The organism is Hymenobacter qilianensis (assembly GCF_014489555.1).
Lineage (GTDB): Bacteria > Bacteroidota > Bacteroidia > Cytophagales > Hymenobacteraceae > Hymenobacter > Hymenobacter qilianensis.
Window position 1 is genome coordinate 3,201,178 of sequence record NZ_CP060784.1, and the last position, 12,915, is coordinate 3,214,092.

At 54.7% G+C, this 12,915-nt stretch carries 16 protein-coding genes and 1 pseudogene; 5 read left to right on the forward strand and 12 right to left on the reverse strand.

All coding sequences use genetic code 11. The features are described from left to right. Positions 1 to 288: 288 nt before the first annotated feature. From H9L05_RS26265 to H9L05_RS14690, 4 genes are read left to right on the forward strand one after another with little or no spacing between them, the layout of a single operon-like run. Positions 289 to 684: a M48 family metalloprotease gene (locus H9L05_RS26265; protein ID WP_317174972.1), complete on the forward strand. Its 396-nt coding sequence runs from the start codon at positions 289 to 291 to the stop codon at positions 682 to 684. Continuing rightward, complete coding sequence (locus H9L05_RS26270; protein WP_317175192.1) at positions 651 to 815, forward strand: M48 family metalloprotease; 165 nt, start codon at positions 651 to 653, stop codon at positions 813 to 815. The genes H9L05_RS26265 and H9L05_RS26270 overlap by 34 nt, the downstream gene beginning before the upstream one ends. A gap of 35 nt (positions 816 to 850) precedes the next feature. Continuing rightward, a complete protein-coding gene (locus H9L05_RS26275) occupies positions 851 to 1,084 on the forward strand; it encodes a M48 family metalloprotease (protein WP_317174973.1) in 234 nt (77 codons plus the stop codon). Between the two features lie 24 nt (positions 1,085 to 1,108). Then, the gene (locus H9L05_RS14690) at positions 1,109 to 1,672 is read left to right on the forward strand and encodes a hypothetical protein (protein WP_187731594.1); all 564 of its coding nucleotides are present in this window, start codon (positions 1,109 to 1,111) and stop codon (positions 1,670 to 1,672) included. Between the two features lie 147 nt (positions 1,673 to 1,819). On the opposite strand, the gene H9L05_RS26280 is transcribed toward H9L05_RS14690, so the two are convergent. Continuing rightward, complete coding sequence (locus tag H9L05_RS26280; protein WP_317174974.1) at positions 1,820 to 1,960, reverse strand: hypothetical protein; 141 nt, start codon at positions 1,958 to 1,960, stop codon at positions 1,820 to 1,822. Between the two features lie 29 nt (positions 1,961 to 1,989). Then, positions 1,990 to 3,150, reverse strand: coding sequence for a UDP-N-acetylmuramate--L-alanine ligase (locus tag H9L05_RS14695; RefSeq protein ID WP_317174975.1), 1,161 nt, complete (start codon positions 3,148 to 3,150; stop codon positions 1,990 to 1,992). A gap of 482 nt (positions 3,151 to 3,632) precedes the next feature. Here H9L05_RS14695 and dnaB point away from each other — a divergent pair, with 482 nt between their 5' ends. Then, complete coding sequence (dnaB, locus tag H9L05_RS14700) at positions 3,633 to 5,165, forward strand: replicative DNA helicase (RefSeq protein WP_223284954.1); 1,533 nt, start codon at positions 3,633 to 3,635, stop codon at positions 5,163 to 5,165. A 158-nt stretch (positions 5,166 to 5,323) separates the two neighbouring features. Here the strand turns inward: dnaB and H9L05_RS14705 are convergent, their stop codons facing one another. From H9L05_RS14705 to H9L05_RS14740, 10 genes and pseudogenes are all read right to left on the reverse strand, one after another. Then, positions 5,324 to 5,797: a lipocalin-like domain-containing protein gene (locus H9L05_RS14705; RefSeq protein WP_187731595.1), complete on the reverse strand. Its 474-nt coding sequence runs from the start codon at positions 5,795 to 5,797 to the stop codon at positions 5,324 to 5,326. A 322-nt stretch (positions 5,798 to 6,119) separates the two neighbouring features. Further along, the gene (locus H9L05_RS14710; protein ID WP_187731596.1) at positions 6,120 to 6,575 is read right to left on the reverse strand and encodes an ankyrin repeat domain-containing protein; all 456 of its coding nucleotides are present in this window, start codon (positions 6,573 to 6,575) and stop codon (positions 6,120 to 6,122) included. 127 nt (positions 6,576 to 6,702) lie between these two features. Next, positions 6,703 to 6,861: a PepSY domain-containing protein gene (locus tag H9L05_RS26955; protein WP_394368494.1), complete on the reverse strand. Its 159-nt coding sequence runs from the start codon at positions 6,859 to 6,861 to the stop codon at positions 6,703 to 6,705. A gap of 29 nt (positions 6,862 to 6,890) precedes the next feature. Further along, complete coding sequence (locus H9L05_RS14720) at positions 6,891 to 7,919, reverse strand: PepSY-associated TM helix domain-containing protein (RefSeq protein WP_223284461.1); 1,029 nt, start codon at positions 7,917 to 7,919, stop codon at positions 6,891 to 6,893. 76 nt (positions 7,920 to 7,995) lie between these two features. After that, complete coding sequence (locus H9L05_RS14725) at positions 7,996 to 10,056, reverse strand: TonB-dependent receptor family protein (protein WP_223284462.1); 2,061 nt, start codon at positions 10,054 to 10,056, stop codon at positions 7,996 to 7,998. Next, entirely contained in the window at positions 10,014 to 10,442 is a 429-nt protein-coding gene (locus H9L05_RS23845; RefSeq protein ID WP_223284463.1) for a carboxypeptidase-like regulatory domain-containing protein, read from the reverse strand. The genes H9L05_RS14725 and H9L05_RS23845 overlap by 43 nt, the downstream gene beginning before the upstream one ends. Beyond that, positions 10,420 to 10,847: pseudogene (locus H9L05_RS23850) on the reverse strand (hypothetical protein). Before H9L05_RS23850 ends, H9L05_RS23845 begins: the two are co-directional and overlap by 23 nt. Beyond that, the gene (locus H9L05_RS14730) at positions 10,801 to 11,784 is read right to left on the reverse strand and encodes an HTTM domain-containing protein (protein WP_223284464.1); all 984 of its coding nucleotides are present in this window, start codon (positions 11,782 to 11,784) and stop codon (positions 10,801 to 10,803) included. The pseudogene H9L05_RS23850 and the gene H9L05_RS14730 overlap by 47 nt, the downstream one beginning before the upstream one ends. Continuing rightward, positions 11,784 to 12,116 (reverse strand): hypothetical protein, encoded by a 333-nt coding sequence (locus H9L05_RS14735; RefSeq protein WP_187731599.1) that lies wholly within the window; start codon positions 12,114 to 12,116, stop codon positions 11,784 to 11,786. Before H9L05_RS14735 ends, H9L05_RS14730 begins: the two co-directional genes overlap by 1 nt. After that, positions 12,107 to 12,904, reverse strand: coding sequence for an imelysin family protein (locus H9L05_RS14740; RefSeq protein WP_187731600.1), 798 nt, complete (start codon positions 12,902 to 12,904; stop codon positions 12,107 to 12,109). The genes H9L05_RS14735 and H9L05_RS14740 overlap by 10 nt, the downstream gene beginning before the upstream one ends. Positions 12,905 to 12,915: the final 11 nt, after the last annotated feature.

The following is a 12,915-nucleotide window of genomic DNA, read 5'->3' on the forward strand; positions in this document are numbered from 1 at the left end:
TTAGTGACTTCAGCTTAGCCTGTCAGCCGGGGATTTGCACTTAGGGTATAGGCCCCCAACGCCGCAAGCGTGTGCAGCCAAAATTAGGGCTATTTCTGTGGGGTAGGAAATAAATAAGACCTCTTTCACCTTCATGGGCGCCACAGCTAAGAGGTAAGCAGTAAACATTTACCCCATGCGCTATCGTATAGGCAATAGCTATCTAAGCTGGGCGGGAAGGCATTTTGGCCTTATAAATGCTATGCCATGGTAGTTAAGTGACATTTTCTTTAAAGTAACCCCTCCGTCATGTTTAAAAAGTTTCTTGTAGCCAGCTGCCTGTTTGTAGCAGTAGGCTGCTCTACGGTTCCAATAACGGGTCGTCGCCAGCTTAGCCTGGTGTCTGACGCTGAGATAAATACCCTGGCTGCCCAGCAGTACCGCGAAGTAATCGGCCAAAGCAAGCTTTCTACTAATTCCACCCAAACGGCCATGGTTCGGCGGGTGGGGCAGCGGATTCAGCAGGCCGTTGAAACATATTTCCGGCAGCAGAATGCTCAGGATCAGCTAACGGGCTATGCCTGGGAGTTTAATCTTATTCAGGATGATGCCCAGCAGAACGCCTGGGCGATGCCGGGGGCAAAACCGCCGTTTATACCGGTATACTGCCGATTACTCAAGACGAAAATGGCCTTGCTGTGGTAATGGCTCACGAAATAGCGCACGCCGTAGCCAAGCATGGCAGCGAGCGTATGAGCCAGGGCTTGGTGCAGCAGTTGGGTGGTCAGGCCTTGGGGCTGCTCTTTCAACCAACTCCGCCACTACCCAGCAAGTAGCGCTGCAAGCTTTTGGCGTAGGCTCTCAGCTAGGAATGTTGCGCTACGGCCGCAACCAGGAATCGGAAGCTGATCGATTGGGGCTTATCTTTATGGCTATGGCGGGCTACAACCCTGATGGAGCTGTTGGTTTCTGGCAGCGCATGGCGGCCCGGAGCAACGGAGCATCGCCACCCGAGTTCCTTTCTACGCACCCTTCCAACGAAACGCGTATCAACGATATTCAAAGCCTTCTGCCAGAGGCGCGTAAGTATTATAAAGCGCGCTAAGCCTGCTGCTACTGTCTGTATCCAATGAAATTTGCCCCCCATTCCTTAGTACGGCATGTATTGCCCTTGCTTGTTATCCTGCTGACCGCGCTGCCGGCCTGTGAAACCAGTAAGCGCGGCATTCCGGAGGTGAATGCTGCGGATGGCACTGATCTGGAGCGGAGGCAGTTAGAAGTGAGCAGCAAGCTGGTAGGGCGGGTAATTGAAGGCCAGGTAGAATACGTGGTGCCTCGCGCCCAGCTCGCAACAGCCTTCATCCGGCAGTTCAACGACGGTACCGTTGTCGACAAAACCAGTATCCGCAAGGTGCAGGGTAGCCCCAAAGACAAAGCCATTTATTACCTGGTAGGCATGGGACTGCGCAATGGCATGTACCGCGCCATGGCTATTCCTTTAGAAACCTCTACCGACAATAGTTTGTACCTGCGCTCCAATGCCGAGCGTTATATCGTAACGAGCGTGGGGTGTACGTTCTGCTATTTCTCTTTCGATAAAAACCGTATTACCGGCACCGAGTGCGAAGAAAACACCGGCGGCAGCCGCTGCGACCTGGAAGTAGAAAGCAACAACAATTTCTTTCCTCGCTAATGAGCCGCAAGTGGATAATTCGCCTCACTCTCACCGCGTTGGCTTTGCTGCTGACCACGGATAAGCGCCCGGAGAAGAAACCAACCAACGACAAATAAGAAAGGGCCGCTGTATAGCGGCCCTTTCTTATGGTCTGTAACTTCTGGATTAAGACTCCTTGGTCACCGCCTCGGCTAGCTTCGCTAAATCCAGTCCATCAAACGTGCCCGAAGACATCATGAGCAAGTTGGCATCGGTCCAGTTTTGCTCGTGCAGGAAAGCGGCCAGGGCGCGGCTGTCGGTAAACACGCGCAGGTCAGGGCGCTGAAAGGCGGCCGTTACCTGCTCGGGGGCAAATCGGGGAGGCGTTTGTGAGCCAGCACCTGCGGATTGAAGTACACGATAGCCACATCAGGCGCATCAAACGTGTGAGCATATTGGGGCAAAAAGGCCGGATTGAGGCTGCTGAACGTGTGCAATTCCAAACAAGCTACCAGCCGACGCTTCGGAAACTGCTTTTTCAGGGCGGCCGCCGTGGCTTTGAGCTTTGAAGGCGCGTGCGCGAAGTCCTTATATACCACCGAATCGTGGCCGGCCCGCACCAGCTCCAGGCGGCGTGCGGCCCCTTTAAAGGTAGCCAGCGCCTCAAAGAAGTCCTTGCCCTTAATTCCCAGCTGCTTACACACTTCTTTCGCGGCCGAGATGTTGCGCAGGTTATGGTCGCCGAAGATCTGAATTGGAATCTCGTCGTCCTTCTTAGTGAGCAGAAAGGTCTTACCATCGCGCACTACATGCTCGTGCGGTCCGTAACCGATGTATTTCACGTCCGGATCAGTGGGCACGCTTACTAGCTGCACCTGCTCGTCGTCGCGGTCAAAGATGAGCACGCCGGCTTTGGGCGTCATCTCGGCAAAAATGCGAAACTGCTCGCGGTAGTCTTCCTCCGTCGGAAACACGTTGATATGGTCCCAGCTAATACCCGAAATCACCCCGATGTGGTGGTGGTACAGGTGAAACTTCGGTCGCCGATCAATGGGCGACGAGAGGTATTCGTCGCCTTCAATGATGATTATCGGCGCATCTTCCGTGAGTTGCACCATCAGATCAAACCCATCCAGCTGAGCACCTACGGCGTAGTCGAACTTGCGGCCATGGTGGCGCAGCACATGCAGAATAAGCGATGTGATGCTGGTTTTGCCATGACTGCCGCCGATAACTACCCGCTGTTTATCGCGAGAAGCTTCATAAATGAACTCCGGGAATGAGTAGATGCGCAGCCCTAACTCCTGAGCACGTAGCAGCTCGGGGTTGTCGGCCCGCGCGTGCATGCCCACAATCACGGCATCTAGGTCAGCGGTTATCTTTTCCGGAAACCAGCCCTCGCTGGGGGGCAAAATTCCAGCGGCAGCCAAGCGGCCGTGAGCAGGCTCAAAGATTTCGTCGTCGGAGCCGGTAACCTGGGCGCCGCGACGGTGCAACGCCAAGGCCAGGTTGTGCATGATGCTTCCCCGATGGCAATCAGGTGAAGGCGGTGGAGCGCGGTGGGGGTGGGGGCATTTTTGAAGAAACAAGCAAGAATAAATCGGCGGAAAGCCAAGCCGGTTGGCAAAGTTACTAGCCCAACGCAGAAGTTGATGCTCGGTGGGCCCAGTACTTGGCTCGTGCCGGGACGAACGAGCATCTCAACTGTTACAAGGGTGAATGCCATAATTTTTACTTTAGATCAGATAGCAAAAAGAAAGCACTTTTCCCCCTGCTAATTCTGAAAATATGCCCCTAGATTTGCACCCCTTTGAGCATAAAAAGACGGTTGGCAGTGCGAAGGTGAGCAACAATAAATCCTGAGGGTTGCGAACCAAAACCTTCCAAAGCTGACTACCTTGTACAACACCCAGTGATGAACGACCAGATGAATGAGCGCGTAAAGTTGCAGGCCTCCCGGGGCATCGCTGCCCTGAATGGCCGTCCTGCCGCTTTATCCATGACCGGACCGGCGGGCAAATTGCCCCCCCAGGCCCGTGAGCTAGAGGCCGCAGTGCTCGGCGCTTTGATGCTCGAAAAAGACGCGCTGACTACCGTTATTGACATCCTGAAGCCCGTGAGCTTCTACGATGATAAACACCAGCGCATTTTCAAGGCTATTCTGAACCTGTTTGATAAGTCGGAGCCCATCGACATTCTCACCGTGGTGCATGAGCTGCGGGAGATGGGTGAGCTGGAGCCAGCCGGCGGCCATCACTACGTTGCCAACCTCACATTCAAGGTTAACTCGGCGGCGAATATCGAGTACCACGCGCGCATTATCACCGAGAATGCCATTAAGCGGGAGCTGATTAATATCGCTTCCACCATTCACCGCGATGCTTTCGAGGATACTACCGACGTATTCAACCTCCTAGATCAGACGGAACAAGCCCTGTTTGAGGTTTCGGAGTCCAACATCCGCAAGAACTTCGATGATATGCGCAGCCTGATGGGCAAGGCAATCAAAGAGCTGGAAGAGAAGAAAAATCAGAAGGATGGCCTTACCGGCGTGCCCAGCGGCTTCTCGGCCCTCGACCGCGTAACCAGCGGCTGGCAACCCTCTGACTTAGTTATTATTGCGGCCCGGCCTGGTATGGGTAAAACCGCGTTCGTGGTTTCCGCCATGCGCAATGCGGCCGTCGATTTCAAGAAGCCGGTGGCCATTTTCTCGCTGGAAATGTCCTCTTTACAGCTCGTCAATCGTCTGATTTCGGCAGAAGCGGAGCTTGATTCTGAGAAAATCAAGAAGGGCAATCTGGCAGATTATGAGTGGGCGCAGCTTAACCATAAGATTTCCTCGCTGTCGAGCGCGCCCATCTTTATTGACGATACGCCTGCACTCAGCATCCGGGAGCTTCGCACCAAATGCCGCCGCCTAAAGGCCCACCACGACATTCAGATGATCATCATTGACTATCTGCAGTTGATGAGTGGCAACACCGATGGCGGCAAGGGCGCCGGCAACCGTGAACAGGAAATTGCCTCCATCTCGCGGGCGCTGAAAGGTATTGCCAAGGAACTGAACGTACCCGTATTGGCCCTTTCCCAGCTCTCCCGCTCCGTGGAAACGCGCGGCGGCGACAAGAAGCCGCAGCTTAGTGACCTTCGCGAATCTGGCTCCATTGAGCAGGACGCTGACATGGTTGTGTTCCTCTATCGCCCTGAGTACTACAAGATTACAGAGGATGAAATGGGTAACCCCACCCAAGGCACCGGCGAAGTAATTATTGCCAAGCACCGGAATGGCTCCCTTGAAACCGTACAGCTCAAGTTTATCGGCCGCTTCACCAAGTTTGCCGACTTGGATGGGGTAGGCTTCGGTGGCGATGCAGGAAGCTTCAACACCGGTGCGTTCCCCGCCAGCACCTTCGACGAGGATCCTAGCAGCTTTGCGCCTAATACCATACGCCTGGGAAGTAAAATTAACGACGGTGCCAGCCCGGTGCCTTTCCCCAAAAGTAATTTCGGGAATGACGACCCGCCGTTTTAACAAACAGCTCACGACATAAAAAAACGGAGTGCTCCATACTTAGTCTACTGTAGGCTAAGTATGGAGCACTCCGTTTTTGAGCCTAGGTTGCTTATTACATAAAAGCGGCGGCTCCTGATCAGGAGCCGCCGCTTTTATAAGAAGTATGCAGGCTGATATTAGCGCGTGTACTCTAGTTCGGTGTAAGGCTCACCAGCTTTGGCTACGCTACGCAACTTAAGCGAAGAAGCAGACAGCGAAGTAACCTGGTATTCTTTGGCTTCACCCAAGTTGAGCGTTAGCGCTTTCTTGTCGGTGCTAAGAGCCCAAGTGCCTGGCTTGGCTGGCGTTTTAGAATCTTTATCGCAAACATTAGCGCCTTCCAGCTCCGTCAATTCACCCGTTGCTTCAAAATGCAGCTTGTTATCCTTGCTGCACTCATCTAGCATCATGAAGATATTGGTGGTTCTAACGTTGTTTGGGGTTGGCACGATGCCTTTGTAGGCTACTAGCTGCCAATCACCGGCCAAGGAAGCATCCGTCGAAGACTGGGATGAAGCGCGGGGAGTGGGAGATTCTTCTAGCTGCTTTTCGCAAGAGGCAAACAGCATGGTGCCCAACGAAAGGGCCGTAAGCAGACGTACTTTGGTCATGAAAAGAGAGAATGGTGGATAGAAATGAACGCGTAGAAATAGACCGTATAGCTATGAATTTAGGGGGATGCGCAGAAGCGCTAGAAGAGTGAAGAGCAGTTGAATTACCTTGAAGAAGTGTAATTACTCATGTATCCTGGCTACAAATATAGATACCCCTTTTGTATACACCACCAAAAGCAGGCTAAAACGCACCTATAAAATTATGTCAATTGCATTTTGTTAATATATATTTAGGCTCAGAAAGCTGATGAATAAGAAAGCCTGCTAAAGCCTCACACATGGGTAGCTTTAGCAGGCTTATATGGCCTATATAACAATATTATGATTTAGTCTTCGCCTCGAGTAGCGTGACTACCTCTTTATTGTTGGCAGCCTTAGCGCTGGTAAGGGCTGTGTTTCCGTCTTCATCTTTTGCCTGCAGGTCGGCACCACCGGCTAACAGTAGCTCAATGAGCTCTTTACTGCCTTTTCCGGCCGCATAGTGAAGTGCAGTTGCCTGAAAAGCATCACGCCAATTGATTTTTGCTTTGTACTGAAGCAGCGATTTTACGATAGATACATTATTATTTGTAGCCGCTGTAATCAGATAACTAGTAGGAAAACCAGGAACAATTTCGATAACGTGATTGGGGTCGGCTCCTGCTTTTAACAGGGATTCGACAGCGGCGGTGTTGCTTTTTAAAACCGCCGTATATAACTCCTTGCTTTTATCCTGAGCTGCTGAAACATATGCTAAGCACATAAATAACAAGCAAAGGAAGGCAATCTTTTTCATACAAAAGGGTGGTAAAGTGAACGTGATATTGCGTAAAAGTACAATATCACGTTCTTTCTATCAATACCCTCTTTTACCAAATTAAATGGTAGCAGCAACATATGAGTCCTCTTTGAATGGAAGCCTCTTAGCTGGCTGCGGCCAGATGCTTTTGCTTCTTCTTTTTCTCCTTTTGTAACCGGTTAAGCCAAAGAATAACGCCGGTAATCGGGAATGTAACGCCCAACACGCATACTATTAAGGCAATGATTTTGGAAGGCATCCCAAAAATGGCCCCCGTATGCACGGGCTTAAAGGAGCGGCGTACACGTTGCCCTAAATTACGATCCTGGAAGTCGAGCTTGCCCAAAACCTGGCCGGTATACTGATCCAGGTATAGTTCATCATTGGCTGACTCGTGGGGGCATTTACCGGCAACATAGCTATGCGCACCGACTCGGTGGAGTCCTTGGGGAGCTGAATGCTGAAGTTTTGGGCCGTAGGCACCCGCTGACGCGCTATTGCATAGGCAGCATCATACGTGAGGCGCGAATCGGTGGCGGCGACTACTGACTTTGGTGGCTCGGGGCCTTTCATCTCCGAATTGGTGAGTGTGAAAATGCCTTTATTAAACCACTCAAAGGACCAGGCCAGGCCCGTAAAAGCGAATACAAACAGGAATAGCGCGCTATAAAACCCGAGCACGATGTGCAGATCATGGTTGAGGCGCTTCCAACTGGCATCCCACTTTACGGAAAGGCGCTGACGTAGTACCTTCCCCGTTGCAGGCCACCATAGGACCAAGCCAGTACCGATGATAAACAGGAAAAACAAGGTGCTCACGCCCACTATGAACTTGCCAACCGCACCGGCCACCATGCCCCGGTGCAGGGCAAACATGGTGTAGAAAAACGTGTCGCGGTAAACATAAGGGCCCACAACCTGCCCGGAGTATGGATTGACAAAGTATTTGGGGCTACCTCCGCCTTCACCGCCACCTTTTGGTTTTTCGCCTGCTTTTGCTCCTTTAGCATTACCAGCCGGGCCTGCTTGCGCCACTGGGGGGCTTTTCTTGTCCGATTTGTCGCCAGCCAAGCTCACTTCCACCGTACGCAAAGGGTCGGCGTACACCTTCATGCCCGTTACCTTGGCCTGAGGCACCGAGGCTTGCACTGCCTGGGTTATTTGCTGAAGCGAAAGGCGAGTCTGGATGGTGGGCGCCTCAACAAAGTAGCGCTCTGGGTGCCAGGCCTGCTCCAGCTCTTTTTCAAAAACCAGAACCGCCCCTGTGAAGCAGAGCACCGCTATAACCAAGCCGGATGCAAGACTCAAGTATAGGTGAATTGTGCGGAAGAAGATTTTCATTATGGTAGCCTTAAATTTGTTTAAGGGGAGTCATGTCGCTCTTTAGTTGAAAAATAATCAATTGCGCCACAATTATTTACCACTTTACTCCCACGGTGAGGAAGTAACTGCGGCCGTCGGAGGGAAGAATACCGGGGCCGGGGTAGCCAGTGGCGCGGCGGGTAAAGTAAATGTTATTGGTCAGATTGTTCACGCTGCCCTCCAGTTTCAGCCAACGATGCTCCCATGACACAGAGGCATCCATGACTTGATAAGCCGGAATGCGGCCGACCACGGCCGAAACGCCACCGTCTGTGGCATTGGTGGCATCCGTGAACTGGTCGGAAAGGTAGGTGTACTGAAAGGATGCTTTTAGGGGGCCGTAGCCCGCTCGCGTGCCGGCTTTTAGGTTTAGGTTTGGCACAAACTCTACCTGGTTGCCCTTTACGCCAGCTATTTCGCTGGCCGTGTAGCGGCCGTGAATTAGGGCTACGTTGCCAAATGTCGACCACGACCACTGACCGGCCTGGGGCTGCCACAGGCGCAGCACATCGGCCTCGGCATAGGACTCTACACCCAGAATCAGGGCGCGGCCAATGTTGCCGCGGCGGCGCAGCACCCGGTCGTTCTCATCGTAGGTCTGCACTTCGCCAATGCGGTTGCCGTAGTTCAGGGCAAACAGGCTCACGTCGTAGGTGAGCCACTGGCCTTGCTCCCCGCGCAGGCCGGCGTCGGCCGAGAATCCGCGCTCATCCTGGAGGTTGGGGTCGATGACGGCCGAGGGGTTGGCGATGCGCATGTCGCTGAAGGTGATGGAGCGGTAGTTCTGCGAGATATTGGCGTAAAACTCGTGCTCTTCCTGGGGTTTGTAGCTCACCCCGACGCCTCCCAGCAGGAAGCCGCGCGGGCTGGTGCGCTGCTCATCCTGGCGCGTTACTTCCGAAATATTGCCGGCCAAATCCCGGTCGACTACGCCATAAAAGCCGTTGGCGCGGGTGCGGATATACTCGAAGCGCAAGCCGGGCGTAATCGAAACCTGGTCGTTGAGGTACAGAATGTTCTCGGCGAAGAGGGCGACGTTGTGGTTGGGAAAGCGGTAGTCGGAGTAGCTGGAAGTGGAAAGCGCGTCGGGCTCCACGAAGCGAAAATCGGCGCCTCGGCCGGCGGGGCCGAAGCCCTGAACGCTATGATTATAGCCCCGGTAGTAGCGCGTGCCCAGCAGAAGCACGCCATTTTTGCCCCCCAGAGTGTAGCGGTTGAGGTAGCGAGCTTCAAGACCAACGTTGCGGAAGTCGCCAGTAATCAGGTCGCGGCCCAGCTCGTTATCATCTTTGGTGTCGACACGGTTGGGCCGAAAACCCAAGGACTTGCGCGTGGCTAGCAGGCCGAAGGTGGTCAGGTTGAGGTTGGCGCGCTGGTTCAGCTTCCAGTCAGCCGAGACGTTGAACAGGTTCCAGTTCACCTCAAACCAGTTCCGCTCCCGGTTCGACTGGCGCGGGTCGCGGGCAAACTGCTGATCGCTCAGGCCGCCGGGTTGCTGTGCCAAGTAGTCCATGTGTGTTACTTGAGCGCCCACCTTGAAGTTTTCGGTGAACTGGTAGCGCAGGTCGGCGTAGGCGGTTTTGCTGTCGAAGTTGGAGTTGGGCCGCCATCCATCGCCGCGCTTGTACTGGGCAAAAGTGTAGTAGCTCAGCTTCTTTACCGTGCCGCTCACGCTGTTGAAGGAGTTAAAAAAACCGTAGGAACCCACAGTTTGCCGCGACGTAATGGCTACAGTCTTGTCAGTCTCAGGAGCGCGCAACTCAAAGTTGATTAGGCCTCCGAACTGAGTACCGTATTGCAAAGAAGCCGCTCCGCGCACCAACTGAATACGCTTGATGGCCTCGATGGGCGGCGTATAATAGCTTTCGGGGTAGCCCAAGGCATCAGCCGAGATGTCGTAGCCGTTCTGGCGCACGTTAAAGTTGGCCGTGCGGTTGGGGTCGAGGCCGCGCCCTCCGATACTTAATTGCAGGCCACCTTGGTCATTTTCCCAGATGTTGAGACCCGCCACGCGCGCGTACACCTGCCGAGCATTGTTGGTAGCCAGGTTAGCCACCAGGTTATCGGGGATAATCACTTCCGACTTTTTGGCCGCGAAAATGGCCGTTCCCTCCACTTCCCGCAGCCGAGTTTGCCCAAACCGGCTCTGGGGGCAGATACTACTACTTCTTTCAGGGTCCGCTCGCGGCGCGCCAAGGTAAACTCCTGACGGCCCAAGTTTTCCGTCAGGCTTACTTCCACTCTGAGCGGCTCGTGGCTGATGGAGGAGAGCTGCAACTGCTGACGGCCCGGTGCCAGGTTAGGAACTGTAAACAAGCCGGCACTGTCGGTGCGGGCAATCTGGCGGGAGCCTTTCAGGTACACTTCGCAGCCCGCCACGGGCTGGCCGGTGCTGGCTTCCCGCACTAGGCCGCTGAGCGTGAGGCGTTGGGCCAGGGCAGGATGCTGGAACAGCACGCTAACCACGAGCAGCCAAAAACTATAAACCGCTAATCGCATCATCAAAAGGTAAAATCCAAGGCTTGGGCCGCCAAGTATCGGTTTCGCGGGCCAAGTCTACGGTGGAGTCGACATAAGATTTGCCCAGCCGTCCGTTCAGGCTCACGTAGGCGTCGGCGTACACCTGGGGCGGCGAACGCCCTGGCGGGCGTAATAGTCGCGCAGGTAGTGAGCAAACTGCACCATCATGTCGGGCTGGGTAGACAGCATTTTTTCCTGCAACACGCTCAGATGCTCATCGTTGTTCACCAAGCGGGCCCGGCCCGTGGCGCTGTCCACGACTTTAAACTGCACTTGCCCCATTTTCTCCATAAGCATTACCCGCCACGAAAAACGGTAGCCTTCCTCGGTCCAGAATAGTTCATTGGGATAAAGCAGATAGCGAAACGGCAAGAGCAACTGCACCACAAAAAAGCCCCCAACCCCAGAAGAAGAAGTTGGCGGGCCACCGGTCGGTACACCAGCGGCGCAGCGGCGCGGGGGCAAAAGTGGGTAAGCGCAGCACGCGGCTCAGGAACCGCAAAGCCCGCTCGTGCGCTGCAGCCGGGAAAAAAATCAGGGCCGCCACTATCATCACGTACGGAAACATGCCAATGGGAAAAAGCACGGCCGTAAGCACATGAAACACGACCACGGCCGCGTAGGCGTAGGGCCGGGTGAAGCGGTTGAGCAGAAAAAACGGCACTGTCAGGTCGTAGAAAGCACCAAACCAACTGAAAGCGTAGGCCACCCAGGGGTAGCTGAACAGAAAGCCGAGCAGGGGCAGGTCGTTTTTGGCGGGCAGCCAGATGCGCAACGGCATGGCCTCAAGCAGCCAATCGGAGTTGAGCTTGGCCAAACCAGCATAGAAATACACGATGCCCAATAGCAGCCGCAGAGCATCCACGGTCCAGCGGGGCACCTGGTCGTGCCATCGGCGGGGGTGAAGGCGGGCATCCAGGGAAAAGTAGCAGCCCGCCGGCAGCACCATAAGCAGCAGGGCCACCAGACTCACAAAATAGTAGTGGTTCAGATAAGTGCTTTTGTCCATGAGCTCTATGTAAGTAAAGCTCAGAAACAGCCCGATGGCCGCCGCGCGGTACCACCAGCCCACGGCTACGAGCAAGGCGCACAGGCCACACACCGCAAAAAGCCCATACGTAAGCGGCCCCAGGGGCTTTATCCACTCAAAGCCATAATAGGAAAAGAAAAACTTGGGCTTCAGATACAGCTCCGCAATCCAACCCTTACTCCAGAAACGAACTACGCTGGCCAGTACCAGCAGGCCAAAAGCCAACCGGAACGTAGCCAGCGGAGCCGCTGAGGTGTAGGTATGCAAGTAGCGCTGCAGGTGGCGATCCAGCATTAGTCGCCGTCGTTGTCGACGTAAGTAACGGTGATACCCAGCGCCGAGGTCATATCTACTTTGATCATGCGGACAGCCTTCTGCATCTCATTATACGCGGCTACCGCGTCGGCATTGCGGGTGCGGATGGTGGCGTACAGGTCGGGGCTCAGGGAGCTTAGCTTCTGGTATGATACGCCGAGCTGAGCGTTAACCAAGTCGCTCAGGGTCTGGTTGGTGCGGCTGTCTTTGGCCCCCAGCGCATTGAGGTAAGCTTTCAGGGAAGGCTGACTGGCACTACGGCCGTTGAAAAACAGTTGAACCGCCGCGTGGGCCGTGGCAGCTAGCTGCACGGGCAGCTCTCCACGGAAATAATACGCTTCAATCTTATCGGGGCGGGGTTACCCGTCATCGTACCGGCCGGGATACCTACTTTGCCCGCCCGCAGGTAGCGCTCAAAATACAGAGAGTAGGCATTGATTACCCGCGACAGGGAGCTGCTGGCGTCGGTGCCGACGTTGTTGATGAAGGTGTTGCGGTAAGAGCCATTCCACTCTCCGTACACCTTGCCGAACTTCTCATCCATTTTGGCCACCACATCCGTGAGGTAGCGGCGGTGATTGGCGGAGGCTACGTACTGCTGCACGATGGCCGCGTCATCGGCGGCCAGGCCGTTGAGCAGATAGTCCAAAGCCGGAAAGCCTTGCTGGGGAATGGCCGTGGCCAGGTCGAAGTTGTACGTGCCGGAGCTGATGTTCTGGCGGATGCCGACGGCATCGGTGGGGTAGATGTTGAAGTGGTTGCGCAGGCTCACGGTTTCGGCGGGGCCAAACTCAAACATTTCTACTTTCTGCCATTCCACATAAGCTTGCTGCCAGGCCTGACGGGCGTCCAGCAGGGTGGCCGTAGTGGGCGCGGCCGTGAAAGCGGTCGTCTTGGTTTTCAGGGCCGCCAACTTATCGTTGAAGCGCTGGTAGCCAGGTTTTACCAAGCTGTCGGCCCACTGGGTGAGTAGGGCTTTGCGGTCGGGCGTGGTGCCGGGGTTAGGTTCCGGGGTGCCGCTGCTGGGGTCTTTCTGGCAGCTGAGCATCACCAAGGCCATAAGCAGGATGGAGAGAGCGGAAATGAGCGTCTTTTTCATTGGACCGGTTA

What these genes read in the sequence shown, in the direction of transcription:
- H9L05_RS26265 (WP_317174972.1), top strand. Translation starts at nt 289, where the DNA reads ATGTTTAAAAAGTTTCTTGTAGCCAGCTGCCTGTTTGTAGCAGTAGGC.
- H9L05_RS26275 (WP_317174973.1), top strand. Translation starts at nt 851, where the DNA reads ATGTTGCGCTACGGCCGCAACCAGGAATCGGAAGCTGATCGATTGGGG.
- H9L05_RS14690 (WP_187731594.1), top strand. Translation starts at nt 1,109, where the DNA reads ATGAAATTTGCCCCCCATTCCTTAGTACGGCATGTATTGCCCTTGCTT.
- H9L05_RS14695 (WP_317174975.1), bottom strand. Translation starts at nt 3,150, where the DNA reads ATGCACAACCTGGCCTTGGCGTTGCACCGTCGCGGCGCCCAGGTTACC.
- dnaB (WP_223284954.1), top strand. Translation starts at nt 3,633, where the DNA reads ATGACCGGACCGGCGGGCAAATTGCCCCCCCAGGCCCGTGAGCTAGAG.
- H9L05_RS14705 (WP_187731595.1), bottom strand. Translation starts at nt 5,797, where the DNA reads ATGACCAAAGTACGTCTGCTTACGGCCCTTTCGTTGGGCACCATGCTG.
- H9L05_RS14710 (WP_187731596.1), bottom strand. Translation starts at nt 6,575, where the DNA reads ATGAAAAAGATTGCCTTCCTTTGCTTGTTATTTATGTGCTTAGCATAT.
- H9L05_RS14720 (WP_223284461.1), bottom strand. Translation starts at nt 7,919, where the DNA reads ATGAAAATCTTCTTCCGCACAATTCACCTATACTTGAGTCTTGCATCC.
- H9L05_RS23845 (WP_223284463.1), bottom strand. Translation starts at nt 10,442, where the DNA reads ATGATGCGATTAGCGGTTTATAGTTTTTGGCTGCTCGTGGTTAGCGTG.
- H9L05_RS14730 (WP_223284464.1), bottom strand. Translation starts at nt 11,784, where the DNA reads ATGCTGGATCGCCACCTGCAGCGCTACTTGCATACCTACACCTCAGCG.
- H9L05_RS14740 (WP_187731600.1), bottom strand. Translation starts at nt 12,904, where the DNA reads ATGAAAAAGACGCTCATTTCCGCTCTCTCCATCCTGCTTATGGCCTTG.